Consider the following 16,164-nt stretch of genomic DNA (forward strand, 5'->3'; position numbering starts at 1 on the left):
TCTACCCCTCTTCTCGCTTCCAAAAATCCGTATCGGCAAATACCTGCTCCTTCCCAAGCGTCTCCGCACCAGCCTCATAACAGCCAGCCCAGGCGGCCCGCTGCCGCCGAAGAACAGCGGCCCCGGCAGAGCTGTATTCCTCGTAGCAAACGGTCGCTTCATTCGCAGGATCATTCCAGTTATCCCAGCCGAGCGGATGAATATGCTCGCCAAGCTGGCAATTCAGAAATGCAGTTCTGGCATATTCACGCCAGGGTCTGCCCAGGTACACATCCGTCACCCCCTGGGCCGCGGTCAGGAAGCAGCGGTGAAATACATAACCATGCTTCTGTCCTTGCGGCGTGGAGGCTGCCGTAATGTAACCCGGCTGATCGTCGTAGTGGCGCAGGCTTCGAAGCTCGCAGGACTCAAAATAAGCTGTCGCTCCGCCAAAAATAAAATCAACGGTTCCCTCAATATAACAATTCTGGTACAGCTGCCTATAGTTCGCATGATGCTCCTTGAGCGGAATTCCACCGAACTCCGCTCTCTCTCGAGGCGCCGGCGGCAAGGGTCCCGTAAACAGCGTATCCTGGTGGCCCCTGAAGGAGCAATTCCTGAACACGGCCAAATCACAATGCGCATATACGGCGATCGCTTGGCCGATCTCCGGACCCTGGCCTGCAGTATTCGATACCACGATATTCTCGACGACCAGATCACTACCGCCCAGGAACAAGGTGGGCGTGCCGAACGTCTCGATGCGCTTGCCGCGCTCATCCAGCTCTTGCGCATACCGCTTCCCGGTGATTTCGACGCAGCCCAGGCCGATGATCCGCAAATGCGAGCGGTAAATGAGCACATTCTCCTCATATACTCCCGACAATATATATAACGTTTGAACCGTATCCGCAGCGTACCTCTCCAGGAAATCGACCGCCGCCTGGATACTCTGAAAATGACAGAACGATTCTTTTCCTACTATTATATGTTCCGATATTTGAACCGGAGATAGCCCCGTTAACTCGACCATACTACAGATGCTCCGCCAAAAATTTCTGCCAGGCCACCCGCATCTCCAAGGTCTCCATATGACCGGCGCTGGAAATAACGGGCTGCCAATGATCGCCCTGGCCTGCCGACTGATACGCATCATACAGCCCGTCGGCTAAATACTCGACACCCTCGATCGGGGTCATCCGGTCATTACGCCCGACCATGCTCATGCGCGCCCGGGGAACGATCAGCTTCTGAATGTCCAAGGTCCTGAAATGCTTCAGCAGGCCCGGAACATACGAATAAAACCCATGGTGGTCGAGCCCGCGCTTGGCAATCAGCGTCTCGGCATCGACCTGCCCGCAGATGTCGATCGTGACCTTGATCCGCTCATCGAGAGCCGCGAGCCACCATGACATCATGGCGCCCATCGACATCCCCATCGTCGCGATGCGGGAAGCGTCGATATCCTCGCGCTGGCACATATAGTCAAGCATACGCATATTATCATAAATCATCATGCCCCACATCACGCGGCCTCGCCAGAGCATTTCCTTGACGAGCTCGCTCTCCTTCTTGCCGCCGCGCTCGTTGAAGCCCCACATGTCGATGCAGCAGGCCGCATATCCCATTCCCGTAAGAACCTTGGCAAAGGAAGGCTCCTGCAGATAATGGCTGCTCTTGATAAACTCCTTGCGTCCCCGCTCGTAGTCCCCGCCATGAGAGTGATTCACGACGACGAGAGGAAACGGCCCTTCTCCATGCAGAGGTTTAGCCACATAAGCGGGTACTTGTTCGATTCCGTTTAAGTCGAGCACCAAAGATTCCAGCCAATAGCCGTCGTGCTCCTCCTGAGTCAATACCTCAGCCGAAATCGGCTTGTTGACAGGCAGGTCTCCTAACAATCCTATTAATCGCTCTCGTGCCATAATGCTCCACCTCATTCTTTGATATTATCGTTCGAGGGTGCAACTGTAACTTGTTCTATCAGCTTTTCTGGCTTGCTGGTGTTCCTGGATTCACACTGCGTGATCTCAACATTCTCGCCGTTCTCAATATAGAAGGCGGTCCCTTCATGGTTCTCGATCGTGACCCGGTTAAAGCGAATATCCCGCACATTCCCTAGATAAAAGCCGCGGCGCTGCATTTTGTCGATGCCGGCCATCATTGCGGGATAACCAGGAATCGCATCCTTTGCCATAGAAATATCTATGTCATTGAACGTGATTTCTGATATATACTGCTCTGCAAGTCCATACAGGAAGCCGGCAGCGGCATGGACGTTGCGCGCCGTAATATTGGCGAAATGAATGCGGCGGAAGCAGGGGGTTTCCTCCGTGACCGGGTACGGATTTTTGTCCCATACGTACTTCTCCTTGCCGCGAGGGCCGCAGAAATAATACAGATTCAGCTTAATAGGACAAATTACATCCTCCATCACGATGTTGCTAATGCGAATATCCTCGACGATCCCGCCGCGGCCGCGTCTGGATTTCAGCCGAATGCCCCGATCCGTCTGCTTAAACGTACAGTTGCTGATCGTGACGTTGCGTATATTGCCGCTCATTTCGCTGCCAAGCACGACAGCGCCATGGCCATGAACCATCGTACAGTTCGTAATCGTAATATTCTCGCAAGGCACACGTTCCGCTGTATCCTCGGTTCCCGCCTTAATCGCGATGCAATCGTCGCCGACATCTATATTGCAGTTGCTAATGCGTACATTCGTGCAGGACTCGGGGTTAATGCCGTCCGTATTCGGAGAATCCGCCGGGTTATAGATGGAAACATTGTCCACAGTAACATCGTAGCAGCAAATCGGATTCACCGTCCAGCTTGGGGAATTTCTGATGTTCACATCTTTGAGCGTCACCCGCCGGCAGTTGTAAAAGCCGATCGTCGTCGGCCGCGGAAACTCCAGCTCCTCCGGCCTGTTCCGATGCTTATCCCACCACGGCTGCCCATTCCCTTCAATCGTCCCGCTTCCGGTAATCGATACATTCTGTAGATCGAAGCCGTTAATGCAAGGAGCGTGGACCTGCCGCCTGACCCCCTCCCATCTCGATTCCACGGCCGGATAATCCTCCGGATTCGTACTGAAGGATAGAACAGCTCCAGGATTTAGGCGCAATTCAATATTGCTTCTCAAAAAAATAGCTCCCGTCAAAAACGTTCCCGCCGGTACATAGACGGTACCGCCCCCTGCCTCGCTGGCCGCGGCTATCGCTTGGGCTATCGCCTCTGTCGCAAGCGCCCCGCCGTCTCGCTGCGCTCCGTAATCCATAATATTGTAAACTTCCATTTGCTCTCGCTCCCCTTCATATGCTATCGTCATAGAACCATAAGGACTTGATACCCTGAATTGCCAGAGAATCAAGTCCTGTCGTGATAAAGACACCTGCCATTAGCCGTTGATTAAAGATTGCATCTCCACACATGCCATAATCAGGGCGCCGACCCCGTGCAGATCATTATTTACTTTCGGCCGAGTGACGTAATTGTCATAGTCTCCTGCGGAGGTGCCAATGCAGATATCGGGCAGGATCAATCTTCCCTGCTCATCTTCCTGCAGTACATCGATCAAGCCTGCATAGCCTTTCTTCGCCGCTGCCAGAGCGTTCTCACCGGAAATTCCCAGCTTGACGGCCTTGGCAATCGTATACACGAATAAACACGAGCCCGAGGTTTCCAGCCAGTTATCCGGCATATGCCCTTTATCGACGACCTGGTACCACAGACCGCTGTCTTCATCCTGATAACGAATCAGCGCCTCCACGAAATCGCCGAGAACCGGCAGCAGCTCGGCGCGGCCCGGGTGTTCGTCCGGGAGCAAATCCATGAACTGCGCCAAAGCAAGACCATACCAGCCCAGCGACCGGCTCCAGAATTCCGGGGAACATCCCGTCTCCGGATTTGCCCACGGCATGCGGCGGCTCTCATCCCAGGCATGGTACAAGAGACCGGTCTTCTCATCCTTCATATGCTTGCGCATCAATCTCTCCTGATGAAGCACCGTATCCCGTAGCCCGGCCTCTCCAAAGACGTTGGCATACTTCAAGGAGAATACGCCGGCCATATAAAGGCCGTCCAGCCACATCTGATAAGGATATTTATCCTTATGCCAGAAGCCGCCCTCTGAGGTCCGGTTGATCGTGAACAGCAGGCTTCTAAGCTTTTCCGCCGCGATTCGGTATTTCTCCTGCCCCGTTCTTTCGTGAAGATTGAACAGCAGCAGTCCTGCCTGCATAGCATCCAGCTCGTCCCGCTGAAAGTACAAATTGCCGTGCTTATCTACAAGATCGTCTACATATTCCTGAATATAATTGACGTAACGATCATCCTGAACCGTCTCCCATAGCAGCTCCATGCCGCATAGAAATACGCCCTGATGGTAATGCCAGCGGCGGGCCGGAGGAAGCTCCCCCGCCTTGTAGGTGTCCATTAGAGAATCACAGGCTTTTTTGGCCCAGTCGAGCGGCGCAGCAGATCCTTTTACAGTCATGTCTAAGCTCCCTCCATGTTAACCATAGTCCTCTTGCTCCAAGATGAACTGCAATATGCAATATGAATTATCCTTTCATCGAACCCAGCATTGCTCCTTTGGCAAAATGCTTCTGCAGGAACGGATACACCATCAGAATCGGCAGCGTGGCTACGACGATAACCGCCATTTTAATCGTCTGATCCGGCGGAGGAACCGCTGCGTCCAGCGTAGAGCTGTGATCCATGCCGCTGGCTAGGACGACAATTTGTCTAAGCAGAACCTGAATCGGCCACTTCGCACTGTCATCCAGGTACAGGATCGCCGTCATGTAGGTGTTCCAATAAGTTACCGCATAGAACAAGGAAATCGTCGCGATCGCCGGCATGGACAGCGGCAGTACGATTTTGAACAGAATGCCGAAGTCGCTGCAGCCGTCAATTTTGGCCGATTCCTCCAGCCCTTCGGGAATGTTCTGGAAGAAGTTCCGGAGAATGATCATGTTAAAGGCACTGATTGCCGAAGGGATTATCAATGAAGCGTACGTATCGATCAGCCCCAGCTCTTTGACGACCAGGAACGTAGGAATCATTCCGCCATGGAACAGCATCGTGAATACAACCATGAAGTTCACGACCTTGCGTCCGTCCAGATCCCGGCGGGACAGGCCATAGGCCATCAAAGCCGTCAAAAACATACTTACCAGCGTTCCGACCAGCGTCACTCCAACGGATACGCCCATAGCCCGGAATATCGTGTTGGTTGAGAAAATAAACTTGTATGCTTCCAGGCTCCAAACCTTGGGAATCAGCACGAATTTGCTCGCCGCCAGTTCTGCGCTGGTGGTGAATGATCCTGCTACAACGTGGATAAAGGGAAGCACAGTAATCAAAGCGATGATCGCTAGCAATGTAAAGTTTACAGCGGCGAATAGCCTGCCGCCGAAAGATCTATCTTCTACCATTTCAATTCCTCCCGTAGCATATCAATAGACGCCTTCTTCTCCCATTTTCTTGGAAATTTTATTAACGGCCATGACGAGAATGAGGCCGATGATAGATTTAAAGAAGCCGATCGCAGTACTGTAGCTGAACTGTCCTTGCCTCAAGCCTGCGGTATAGACATACGTATCGATAATTTCCGCAACCTCTCTGTTCATGGAATTCAGCAGCAAGTAGACATGCTCAAATCCCAGATCGAGAACGGAACCAATTTTCAGAATAAATAGGGTGACAATGACGCCTCTGATCGCCGGAATCGTGATATGCCAAATTTGTCTAAGCCTTCCGGCACCGTCCATGCGTGCTGCTTCATAGAGTCCCGGGTCAATTGCCGCTATGGATGCCAGGTAGATAATCGTTCCCCAGCCCGCTTCTCTCCAAATGACCTGAATGATATACATAGGCCTAAACCAGCTCGGGTTTAGCAGAAAGTTGATTTTTTCAAATCCGAAAAAGACTAGCAAATCATTAATGATTCCTCCGTCCATCGTAACCATAACGAATGAAATGGAGACGACAATTACCCACGACATGAAATGGGGGATATAGAGGAGCGATTGAAAAATCCTTTTAAAGAAATTGCCTCTAAGCTCATTTAACATGAGGGCGAGTATGATCGGGATCGGAAAGTAGATGAAAATATTCAATGCGAACAGAATCAATGTATTCATTAAAATATTTAGGAAATCCGGTTCGGTAAATAGCCTCGTAAAATGCTTCATTCCCACCCATTGGCTTCCGAGGATGCCATTATAGGGCTTGTAATCCTGGAAGGAAATGATGAGTCCGTACATCGGCAAATATTTGAAAATAATGAAATACAGCAATCCCGGCGCAATCATGACATAGAGCCAGCGGTTTCTCCATATTCGCTTTCTGACTTCGTGATTGCTCTTCGAAGCCTCAGGTACCGGTTGAATCCTGCTCGGCTGTGCGGTGACTTCCTGCATGATCTTCTTCCTTTCTGTTTCATATTGGAGCAAGGGTCTTGGCTCGGCTCCAAGGAATAGAAGAGGCTGTTGAGTGCATCAACAACCTTTTCTCTTCCTTTATCACTTGGCCTTAAGCTGGAGCTTTACTTCTTGTATGCAGCGTTGTACTCCTCGATGATTTTGTCCCCGCCGCGCTTCTTCCAGTTCTCTACCTCTTTCTCAAAGCCGGCTTTATCGATTTGGCCATACATGTACTTGTATGTTGCATCCGTAATGATCTGCTGCAGCTCAACGCCCTTCTCAGTATACGTAGCGGAATCAAGCGGTGCCGTTGGATCCGGAACCCCTACCTTGACGTTCTCAAGGAGCAGCTCCTCAGCATGGATTCTGCCCGGCAATATGTTGTATGGCTCATACATGCCGTTCGTCTCGGATTCGCCGATAACGCTATCTTTATAGCCTTTAACTTCTCTTTCGATCAATTCCTTGTCATCGGTCGGCTTCGCTTTACCGTCTTCAACCGTGTAGTGGACACCTTCGATGCCCCAGAACATAAGGTTGGCTACCTCCGGAGTCATCATTTTGTCGAAGAATGCAAGGATTTTCTTCAGCTCTGCCTCGTCTTTAACGGCACCTTTAGGGAACAGAACGACGTTGTTATATCCAGGAATCATCCACTGAGCAAATTTGCCATCGGGTCCGGCAACCATGCTGTGCGTATCCAGTACGGCTTCCGGAACGTTTTTAATAAGGTCTTTGTTCAAGGAATCGATATCCTGCATGGAGCCGCCAATATATAGTCCAGCCTTGCCGCTTGTGAACATTTTGACAGCATCCGTCTTGCTCGTAGCTGCGAAGTCCTGGTTCATATAACCGCCATCGCGCAGCTTCTTGAAGAAATCCATCGTATCGATATATTGCGGGAACGTAAATTCAGGCTGTAATTGGCCATCCTTCTCTCCCCAGCCGTTCGGAGTTCCGAACCAGGAGGAGACGGTCTTAAACGCGCCATAGGTCAGCTCGTTCCGGTCAACAACCCCGATCGTATCCTTGACCCCGTTTCCATCCGGATCCTGCTCTGTAAACGCTTTAGCCATTTCGAACAGCTCATCTACGTTCGCTGGAGGAGCAAGATTCAATTTGTCCGCCCAGTCTTTGCGGTAGATGATCCCTTGACGAGCCAGCGGTCTGCCGATGTACAGCGAATACAGCTTGCCGTCGACCTTCGTATTATTGAGGATTTCCGGCTTCAGCTTGCTCAGGTTCGGGAATTCGCTAAGATAAGGCCCGATCTCCCAGAATTGTCCGTCTTTAATCGCATCCTTCATTTGGATGAAGGTCGTCTGGTTTTTCAAATAAGTCACTTGCGGCAGCGAGCTCGTTGCAAAAGATGAATTCAGCTTCTCTTCATAAGTGTCTGCCGGGAAAAATTGATACGTTAATTTCGTGTTAGTCAATTTTTCTAACTCTTTTTTAATGGTGTCTGGCGGTGTCTCTGAAGTATTAAGTGGAAGCATGATTTTGATTTCCGTCGGTGCATCCGATTCGGCGCCTTTCGCCGTGTCGCCCCCTGCCGGTGCTGCTGCTGGTTTTTCATTGCCGCCGCAGGCTGTCAGCATTACGCTTAGCGTTAGCAATGCCGCTAACATGATGGAGAAGGATTTTTTCTTCATAACCATTTTGACCTCCATTTGACTTATTGTGTTTACAAGGTCAACGATACCGCTTCAATCAGGTTACGAATACAATCATTTACTCATAAACGCCGTTATATCAGGGAATCTGAATAAATGATTATCGCCGTAACAGGGCTGCAAATCCACAAAAAAGCCAGCCAAATCCTTGGCTGACCTCCCCATACAAATTGGTATAATGATGAGCGAACTGATACAAAAGCTAAACTGAAACAAAAGCAATCTGATTCAACATTGCAAGCCGCTCAATCATGCAAGAAGCCGCTGGGCAAAGCCGCAGCAGCTTCTTGAACTTCTTCTATGTTTATCGCGATTCGCGCAAACGCTCGCGTTCCAATGCCTCGCCATACTCCTGAATGATCATGTCCCCGCCGTTCTGCCGCCATTTGACGGTCTCTTGCTTGAATTCCTCCGCTGTAATTTTACCCAGTATATAATTATACGTCGCATCGGTTATGATCTGAGCGAGCTCCACATTCTTCTCGTCATACGTATCGGAGCTTAAGCCAACGGTCGGGTCCGCTACAAGGAAGGATTCATTATCCTCACTGAGGCGTTCGGCGGCCGCGGTCAGCTCTTCCTTCTGGGCAACCTCCAGAATGTTGCTGTTGCTCATGTTGGCAATCATTAGCGAGTATAGAGGGTTTACTTCATCCACCCGCAGCCTTGAGGTTTCCTCGGGCAGAATCACCTTCCCGTCCACAATTTCATAATGCCGCCCTTCGACGCCATACATCATCAGGTTGGCCACCTCTTTATCCATCGTCCGGTCGAAAAAAGCCAGCACCTGCTTCAGCTCCTCTTCGGTGGCAATAGCTCTTTTGGAAAAGAGATATAGCCCGTTATAGTTAGGGATGGACCATACCTTATATCCTTTCGGCCCCTTGATCCGGTTGATCAGAGCCAGTCTGGCCTTGGGATTCAATGCTTGTGTTTCAATGGACAAACGCTGGACATCCGTCATGCTGCCAATGTAAACGCCTGCCAAGCCGCGGATAAAGCTGTCGCGCTGCAGCTCCTTGCTGGTCAGAGCAAAATCCTGGTTGATCAGCTTCTCATCGTATAGTTTCTTCATAAAATTCATCGTGTTCATATATTCTTCGGTCTCAAACTCCGGGATGAATTCGCCGTCTGCCAGCTCCCAATTGTTCGGAGTGCCGAAATAAGAGCTCAGCGTCTTGAATACGCCGTATACGAGGTCATTTCGGTCGACCAGGCCAATCGTGTCCCGCTTGCCGTTCTGATCGGGATCGTTATAGGTAAACTGCTTTAACACTTCATACAGCTCCTCCAAGGAATTAGGCTCAGTCAGGTGGAGGTTATCCAGCCAATCCTTGCGAATGATAATCCCCTGCCTGGAGGAGGGACGCTCGGTATATAAACCATATATTTTGCCTTCTACAGCCGTCTGCCGGAGAATAGAAGGGCTCAGCCGGCTTAAGTTGGGGAATTCCTTGAGATAAGGCTCGATCTCCCAGAACTCTCCTGATTTTATAGCATTCTTGACCAGGCTGTAGTCCGTAAATTTCACAAAGGTAACCTTGGCTAAAGAATTCGTCGTAAGCGCCGTGTTCATTTTATCGGTGTAGACCCCTTCAGGAACCCAGCGTATGTCCAGCTCTACCCCAGTCAATTGCTCCAGCTCGGCAATGACCTCTTTAGAGGGCTGCTGCGGAAAATGAAGCGGAGCCAAAATGGATACGTAGGGCCGTTCGTCGCGGGTGCGGGCATCCGATTGAGCCGGCCTCATACTGCTGCACCCTGCTAGTGCAGCAACTATAAGGATAATGAACAGATGAACACAGTGCAGCACCATTTTTCTCGTAGATACTCTAGGCATTTCAGTTCCCCCTACAAGTAATGAAAATTTGTCACTCGCGAATAATAAACATAAATATACAATACATCCTATTACTTGAATTTTTTCAAATTTGTATTCATAATTAGAGGAAATGATTATTGCGTTATGAGATGATTATTGTTATTATTCATCAGAATACAGGTTAGGCTGACTACTTCTACAAGAGCAGAGGTGCTGAGTTCTGTGAGACCATTAAGTTTCTTGAGCAAACTGACGCTTTTCGCCTTTGTGATCAGTACGCTTCCCGTCATTTTCATCGGTTCATTCTCATATCTGACTTCTTCTAACGAGATCCAAAAGAATGTGAACAAGAGCAAAATGGAACTTATCCTGCAAATCAACTCCAATGTAGAGCATAAATTAACAACAGTCAATCAAACTTTAAACCAGGTTGTCAACTCCAGTGTGTTAAAGAGAGCGCTTGACAACCCGTTAAATGAGAGCGATTTCATACTATACAACGAATTAAGAAACGAAATACGCAATATGCAGTCCTTCGATACAAAGCTGGAGGACGTCGTGCTGATCAACCAGCGCAAGAATTGGATGATCAAGAACTCCGGGCTGTACCGGCTGGATCAATATAAAAATTATGAACAGCTTGCGAATTTAATCAATACCTCGGATAATACGTCGTGGGTTTTGACCCCCTCTTCCTGGTTTTATAGCGAAGAGAGCTTGAACGTAACGGATTGTGATTACAATATCAGCCTGATGAAGCGGCTGCCGGCTTCCAAGCTGCACAAGTACGGGCTGATCATGGCCAACATCCCGGCCTGCAGCCTGAAGGAATTCATAAACTCGGAAATTCAGCCTTTTGACAGCATCATGATTCTCGACGAGAACAACCGCATTCTCCTTCATCCTGATGATTACATGATTGGCAAGCCCGTTTCTGAAAGCGGATTCAACGATATGTTGGCGATCTCTGATTCCACCGCGCAGTCAGGGCAATTCAAAACGCTGATCGATAAAAAGGATCATGCGGTGACCTACCTGAAATCGCAGCTGAACGGCTGGGTCTACCTGTCGGTAACCTCTATCGAGAGCATGACCAAAGAATCGAATAAAATTGGCACATACACTCTGTACATCTGTTTATTCATGCTGCTGTTGTCCATTTTGATCGCCTGGCTGGGCTCGCGCCGCATGTATACGCCGATCGAGCGATTGCTGAACCAGATGGGACAGCGCAAATCCGATATCAAATCCAAGCATTCCAATGAATTCCAGATTATCGGAGAGCATGTACAACATCTCTTCCAATCCAAATCAAGGCTGGAGAAAGAGGTTCAGCAGCATATTCAGCAGGTGCGGACTTTTTTCCTCATCAAGGCATTCAACGGCCGTCTCAAAAAAAGGGAGTTGACCGAAGAGCTTGAGCAGTTCGGTTACTTGGACCAGGTCGAGGCTTGGAAGACGATGGCGGTATTTACTTTATCGATCGATTTCTGCGAGGATTCGGCCTATGAGAAGAAGGATCTGAACCTCCTGCTATTCGCGGCCCATAATATGATTGAGGAGCTCGTCCCTTCGGAGAAGCGTCTGGCCCCGGTCATGATCGACCAGACGGTTGTCACTCTGGTCGGCAGCACCGATGCGAATGAGGCCTCGTTCCATCAGACCTTGTATTCGTTAACAGAGAGGCTTCAGCAGGAGATCAACAATTACTTGAAGCTGCAGGTCAGCATCGGCCTGAGCCTGCCCTTCCACTCCGTGCACAGAATATCCACCGCTTACCGCGAGAGCCTGGAAGCGCTGAAGCACCGGATCAAGCTGGGCAAAGGCGTGATCATTCAGTACGAGAACATTAACTCGGGCAAGCATTATTTGAACTTGAATTATCCGACACATAAGGAAAATGACTTGATGGACGCGATCAAGCTGGCGGAGACCGATAAAGCCAAAGAGCTCGTAAGCCAATTGTTCAAATCTATCTTTGCGCTGGAGCTTACGCCGCAGGAGTATCAAATTCCGCTGACCCGGCTCTTGAACAATCTGCTGATCATGATGCAGGAATCGGGAATCAGCCTGAACCAGATCTATCACGCGAATGGCTCCCTGTTCGAAGAAATGCTGGATCTGCACACGGTAGCGGAAATTGAGGACTGGTTCTGGAGCGTTGTCATCCATCCGATGATCAAAATTTTCAACAGCAGGCAAAATGCTCAATACCACAACATCTCCGAGAAGATCATCGATTTGGTGCAGCATTATTACGATACGGATCTTACCCTTGAGGAGTGCGCCTCCAGGCTGCATTACAATGCCAACTACATCAGCAGCATTTTCCGCAAGGAGACTCAGTATAATTTCAGTGAGTATCTGACCATGTACCGATTCAAGATGGCCAAAAAATGGCTGGAGGAGACGGATATGCCGATCAAGGATATCGCCGCCAGACTGAGGTATAACAATTCCCAGAACTTTATCCGTTCGTTCCGCAAGCAGGAAGGCATGACGCCGGGACAATACCGCGATGGCCATGCCGCATCCAAGAAGCCGAATCCAGGGCTGGACGAATCGATGTGAGATGTTCAAATTATTTTCACGTGTGCATTTTATAAAACGCTTGATTTATCAGCTATCAGGTTATACAATGAAATCGTTAACAATTACTCAGATTCAAAATAGTGAGGTTCTATGATTACGATTAAAGATATTGCACGAGTCGCCGGCGTATCCCATACGACCGTCTCTCGCGCCCTCAACGGCAACCCGCTGATCAAGAAGGAGACCCGGGATCGGATTGAGAAAATCGCTGCGGAATTGAATTACGTGCCGAACTACAATGCCAAGAGCCTGGTGATGAAGAAGTCGTATACCATCGGCTTGTTCTTCTCCAGTATCGACCAGGGTACCTCAGCCAGCTTTCTTGTGGAGGTCATCAAGGGAATCAACCATGTGCTGGACGAGAATTATAACCTGTCCGTGAATGGGATCGACAGCATCCATAATCTTGACAATATCATCCCCCAGCGCTTTGACGGCATTCTCGTCATGAGCCAGAGCGATGCGGACAACGAGTTTATCTATCACGTAAAGAGGATGGGCATTCCCCTTGTTGTCCTGAACCGGCAGTTGGAGGATCCGAGCATTATGAACGTCATCGCGAACGACCGCGAAGGCGTCAAGGAAGCGATCGACCACGCGATAGCCCGGGGCCACCGCAAGCTGGCCATGATCGAGGGCAAGACGGGCTTCAAGTCCTCCACCGAACGCAAGCAGGGCTTCCTGGACAGCATGATGGAGCACGGCGTGCAGCTGGTGCCGGATTATTTTGCCAGCGGCGATTACAGCATCGAGAGCGGCTACACGGCGATGTCCCGATTGCTGGCATTGCCTGACCCGCCTACACTCGTATTCTGCGGAAACGACGACATGGCGATCGGCGCAATGAACGCTTGCTTTGCCGAAGGAGTCAGTATCCCGTCCCAGCTGTCCCTGATCGGGTTCGACGATATCGTATTTGCCCGCTACACGAACCCTGCTCTTACGACGGTTCGGAGACCGATTGCCGACATTAGCGAGCTCGGTACTCAGAAGCTGATCGAGCTGATGCAGCATCCGGACCGCAGACCGGAGCAGCTCTTCGTCAAAACGGCGTTAATGGTCCGGCAAACGGTAGCCGAAATTTAAAGCAGCCGCGTGAAGTGCTGCGATGGATACCACGCGGATGCGGTTTTGTACGATTTTTCGTACAAAATGCTGCGATGGTGCCACGCGGGAGCGGTTTTGTACGATTTTTCGTACAAAATGCTGCGACGGATGCGATGCGGGTGCGGTTTTGTACGATTTTTCGTACAAAATGCTGCGACGGTAGCGACTCGGGAGCGGTCTTGTACGATTTTTCGTACAAAATGCTGCGACGGTGCCACGCGGGTGCGGTTTTGTACGATTTTTCGTACAAAATGCTGCGACGGTGCCACGCGGGTGCGGTTTTGTACGATTTTTCGTACAAAATGCTGCGACGGTAGCGACTCGGGAGCGGTTTTGTACGATTTTTCGTACAAAATGCTGCGATGGATGCGATGCGGGTGCGGTTTTGTACGATTTTTCGTACAAAATGCTGCGACGGTAGCGACTCGGGAGCGGTTTTGTACGATTTTTCATACAAAATGCTGCGACGGTAGCGACTCGGGAGCGGTTTGTACAATTTTTCGTACAAAATGCTGCAACGGTAGCGACTCGGGAGCGGTCTTGTACGATTTTTCGTACAAAATGCTGCGACGGTAGCGACTCGGGAGCGGTCTTGTACGATTTTTCGTACAAAATGCTGCGACGGATGCAACGCGGGAGCGGTTTTGTACGATTTTTCGTACAAAATGCTGCGACGGATGCAACGCGGGAGTGGTTTTGTACGATTTCGTGCTATTGTATCCATGCAATCATTCGTTAAATAACGTGAAGACGATGACACTGGCGAATATAGCATATGAAAATTCTATGATATACGGCAGATATGAGAATGGAATGGCATACGACAGATTTGAAAATGCAGAGCATCCATTGGCCATGGTAGATACACCAAGCCATATTGCATTACACCGACACATAGCACCACACCAATCCATAATGCATTACACCGACACACAACATTACACCAAGCCATATTGCATTACACCGACACGTAGCATCATACCAATCCATAATGCATTACACTGGCCATATCTTAACCAATATAGTCTAGTGCTGCAAATGACCCCATATTTATCAAAAAAAGAGATTCCTCTTTTTTTAAATAAAAATGTTAACGTGTGCAATATGACGTTAATCACAAAAAGGAGACAACGATCAATCATGACACAACCACAGCTTTCCAGAACAACCTACCCTGATCTTCCCGTTTATCCGGAAAAAATGATTCAGTTTGGCGAAGGCAACTTCATGCGCGCGTTCGTGGACTGGCAGCTGCAGCAGATGAACAAGCAAGGATTGTTCCAGGGCAGCGCCGTCCTCGTTCAGCCGATCGAGCAAGGCCTCGGCGATATGCTGGCGAAGCAGGATTACCTGTACACCGTCCTGTTGAACGGCATCATGCAGCAGCAAACGGTCAATGACCACGAGATCATCACCAGCGTCAGCCGCGTCATCAATCCTTATTCCGATTACGAGAGCTACCTGGCCTTGGCGGAAAACGACGAGCTGGAGTTCATTACGTCCAACACGACGGAAGCGGGAATTGCCTACCGTCCGGAAGACCGGCTTGCTGACGCTCCGCCGAAGAGTTTTCCCGGGAAATTAACGGCTCTGCTGCATAAACGTTTTGAGCTGGGCAAAAAAGGCTACACCATTATCCCTTGCGAACTGATTGACCGCAACGGCGAGAAGCTGAAGGAAATCGTGCTGCAATACGCGAACGATTGGCAGCTGGGCGAGGCGTTCATACAGTGGCTTGAGCAGGAGAATACGTTCTGCTGCAGCTTGGTTGACCGCATCGTGCCAGGCTACCCGCGCGACAAAGCGCAAGCTCTTGCGGAGGAACTGGGCTACCAGGATCATTTGATGGTTACGGCCGAGCCGTTCCTGTTCTGGGTCATTGAAGGACCGGCTTCATTGTCCGAGCGCCTGCCGCTGGCCAAAGCGGGGCTGAACGTGGTGGTCACCGACGACATGACCCCTTACCGGGAGCGCAAGGTTCACCTGCTGAACGGACCGCATACCGCCATGGTTCCGCTGGCTTTGTTAGCCGGGCTGGAAACGGTAGAAGACGTTATGAACGACGCTGCTTACTCCGTCTTCGTAAAGAGATTGATCGAGGACGAGCTGATTCCGATGCTCGATCTGCCGAAGGATGAATTGCAATCTTACGCAGAAGCCGTGCAGGAGCGCTTCAAAAACCCGTTCATCCGTCATGAATTGACTTCGATTTCGTTAAACAGCATTTCTAAATTCAAAACAAGATTATTGCCTGTCCTGCTTCGTTATCAGCGGGAAAAAGGCGAGCTTCCGAAGCTCACTACCCTCGCCTTTGCCGCTTTGTTGTTCAGCTACCGCGGCGACAAGATCGAGCGCCAGGACGGCGCTGAGGTCATTGCCGTCTTTGACCAGGCTTGGAGCCGTCCAGAATCGGTTGCAGTCACGATTCTTCAAGACGAGAGCTTATGGGGCGAAGATTTGACTAAGGTTCCAAATTTAGTGCAAGCGATTGAAGGGTATTTGCAGCAGCTAGAATCATCCGGAAGCCGTGCTGCTCTACAACAATTGATTTAGGAGAGAT

General features: G+C 50.0%; 11 protein-coding genes. 3 read left to right on the plus strand and 8 right to left on the minus strand.

Annotation, left to right across the window (positions count from 1 at the left end; translation table 11 throughout):
- Position 1: 1 nt before the first annotated feature.
- The 8 genes from BN2762_RS23350 to BN2762_RS23385 form a co-directional block, all read right to left on the minus strand.
- On the minus strand, positions 2–967 hold the full coding sequence (locus tag BN2762_RS23350) for a pectinesterase family protein (RefSeq protein ID WP_055110347.1): 966 nt from the start codon (positions 965–967) through the stop codon (positions 2–4).
- Between the two features lie 46 nt (positions 968–1,013).
- Positions 1,014–1,904, minus strand: a complete 891-nt coding sequence (locus BN2762_RS23355; protein ID WP_055109217.1) for a dienelactone hydrolase family protein — start codon at positions 1,902–1,904, stop codon at positions 1,014–1,016.
- Between the two features lie 11 nt (positions 1,905–1,915).
- Positions 1,916–3,277, minus strand: a complete 1,362-nt coding sequence (locus BN2762_RS23360) for a glycoside hydrolase family 28 protein (RefSeq protein ID WP_055109218.1) — start codon at positions 3,275–3,277, stop codon at positions 1,916–1,918.
- Positions 3,278–3,379: 102 nt separating this feature from the next.
- Positions 3,380–4,477, minus strand: coding sequence for a glycoside hydrolase family 88/105 protein (locus BN2762_RS23365; protein WP_055109219.1), 1,098 nt, complete (start codon positions 4,475–4,477; stop codon positions 3,380–3,382).
- Positions 4,478–4,544: 67 nt separating this feature from the next.
- Positions 4,545–5,420 carry a carbohydrate ABC transporter permease gene (locus BN2762_RS23370; RefSeq protein WP_055109220.1) on the minus strand — a complete coding sequence of 292 codons (876 nt, stop codon included), beginning with the start codon at positions 5,418–5,420 and terminating at the stop codon, positions 4,545–4,547.
- 21 nt (positions 5,421–5,441) lie between these two features.
- Positions 5,442–6,407 (minus strand): ABC transporter permease, encoded by a 966-nt coding sequence (locus BN2762_RS23375; RefSeq protein ID WP_055109221.1) that lies wholly within the window; start codon positions 6,405–6,407, stop codon positions 5,442–5,444.
- A 125-nt stretch (positions 6,408–6,532) separates the two neighbouring features.
- On the minus strand, positions 6,533–8,062 hold the full coding sequence (locus BN2762_RS23380) for an extracellular solute-binding protein (protein WP_055110350.1): 1,530 nt from the start codon (positions 8,060–8,062) through the stop codon (positions 6,533–6,535).
- Positions 8,063–8,387: 325 nt separating this feature from the next.
- Positions 8,388–9,923, minus strand: coding sequence for an extracellular solute-binding protein (locus BN2762_RS23385; protein WP_055109222.1), 1,536 nt, complete (start codon positions 9,921–9,923; stop codon positions 8,388–8,390).
- A 204-nt stretch (positions 9,924–10,127) separates the two neighbouring features.
- Here BN2762_RS23385 and BN2762_RS23390 point away from each other — a divergent pair, with 204 nt between their 5' ends.
- The 3 genes from BN2762_RS23390 (at position 10,128) to BN2762_RS23400 (ending at position 16,157) form a co-directional block, all read left to right on the plus strand.
- Positions 10,128–12,476: a helix-turn-helix domain-containing protein gene (locus BN2762_RS23390; RefSeq protein WP_055109223.1), complete on the plus strand. Its 2,349-nt coding sequence runs from the start codon at positions 10,128–10,130 to the stop codon at positions 12,474–12,476.
- 111 nt (positions 12,477–12,587) lie between these two features.
- The gene (locus tag BN2762_RS23395; RefSeq protein ID WP_055109224.1) at positions 12,588–13,583 is read left to right on the plus strand and encodes a LacI family DNA-binding transcriptional regulator; all 996 of its coding nucleotides are present in this window, start codon (positions 12,588–12,590) and stop codon (positions 13,581–13,583) included.
- Positions 13,584–14,744: 1,161 nt separating this feature from the next.
- A complete protein-coding gene (locus BN2762_RS23400) occupies positions 14,745–16,157 on the plus strand; it encodes a tagaturonate reductase (protein WP_055109225.1) in 1,413 nt (470 codons plus the stop codon).
- Positions 16,158–16,164: the final 7 nt, after the last annotated feature.

Source organism: Paenibacillus ihumii (assembly GCF_001403875.1).
Classification (GTDB): Bacteria; Bacillota; Bacilli; order Paenibacillales; family Paenibacillaceae; genus Fontibacillus; species Fontibacillus ihumii.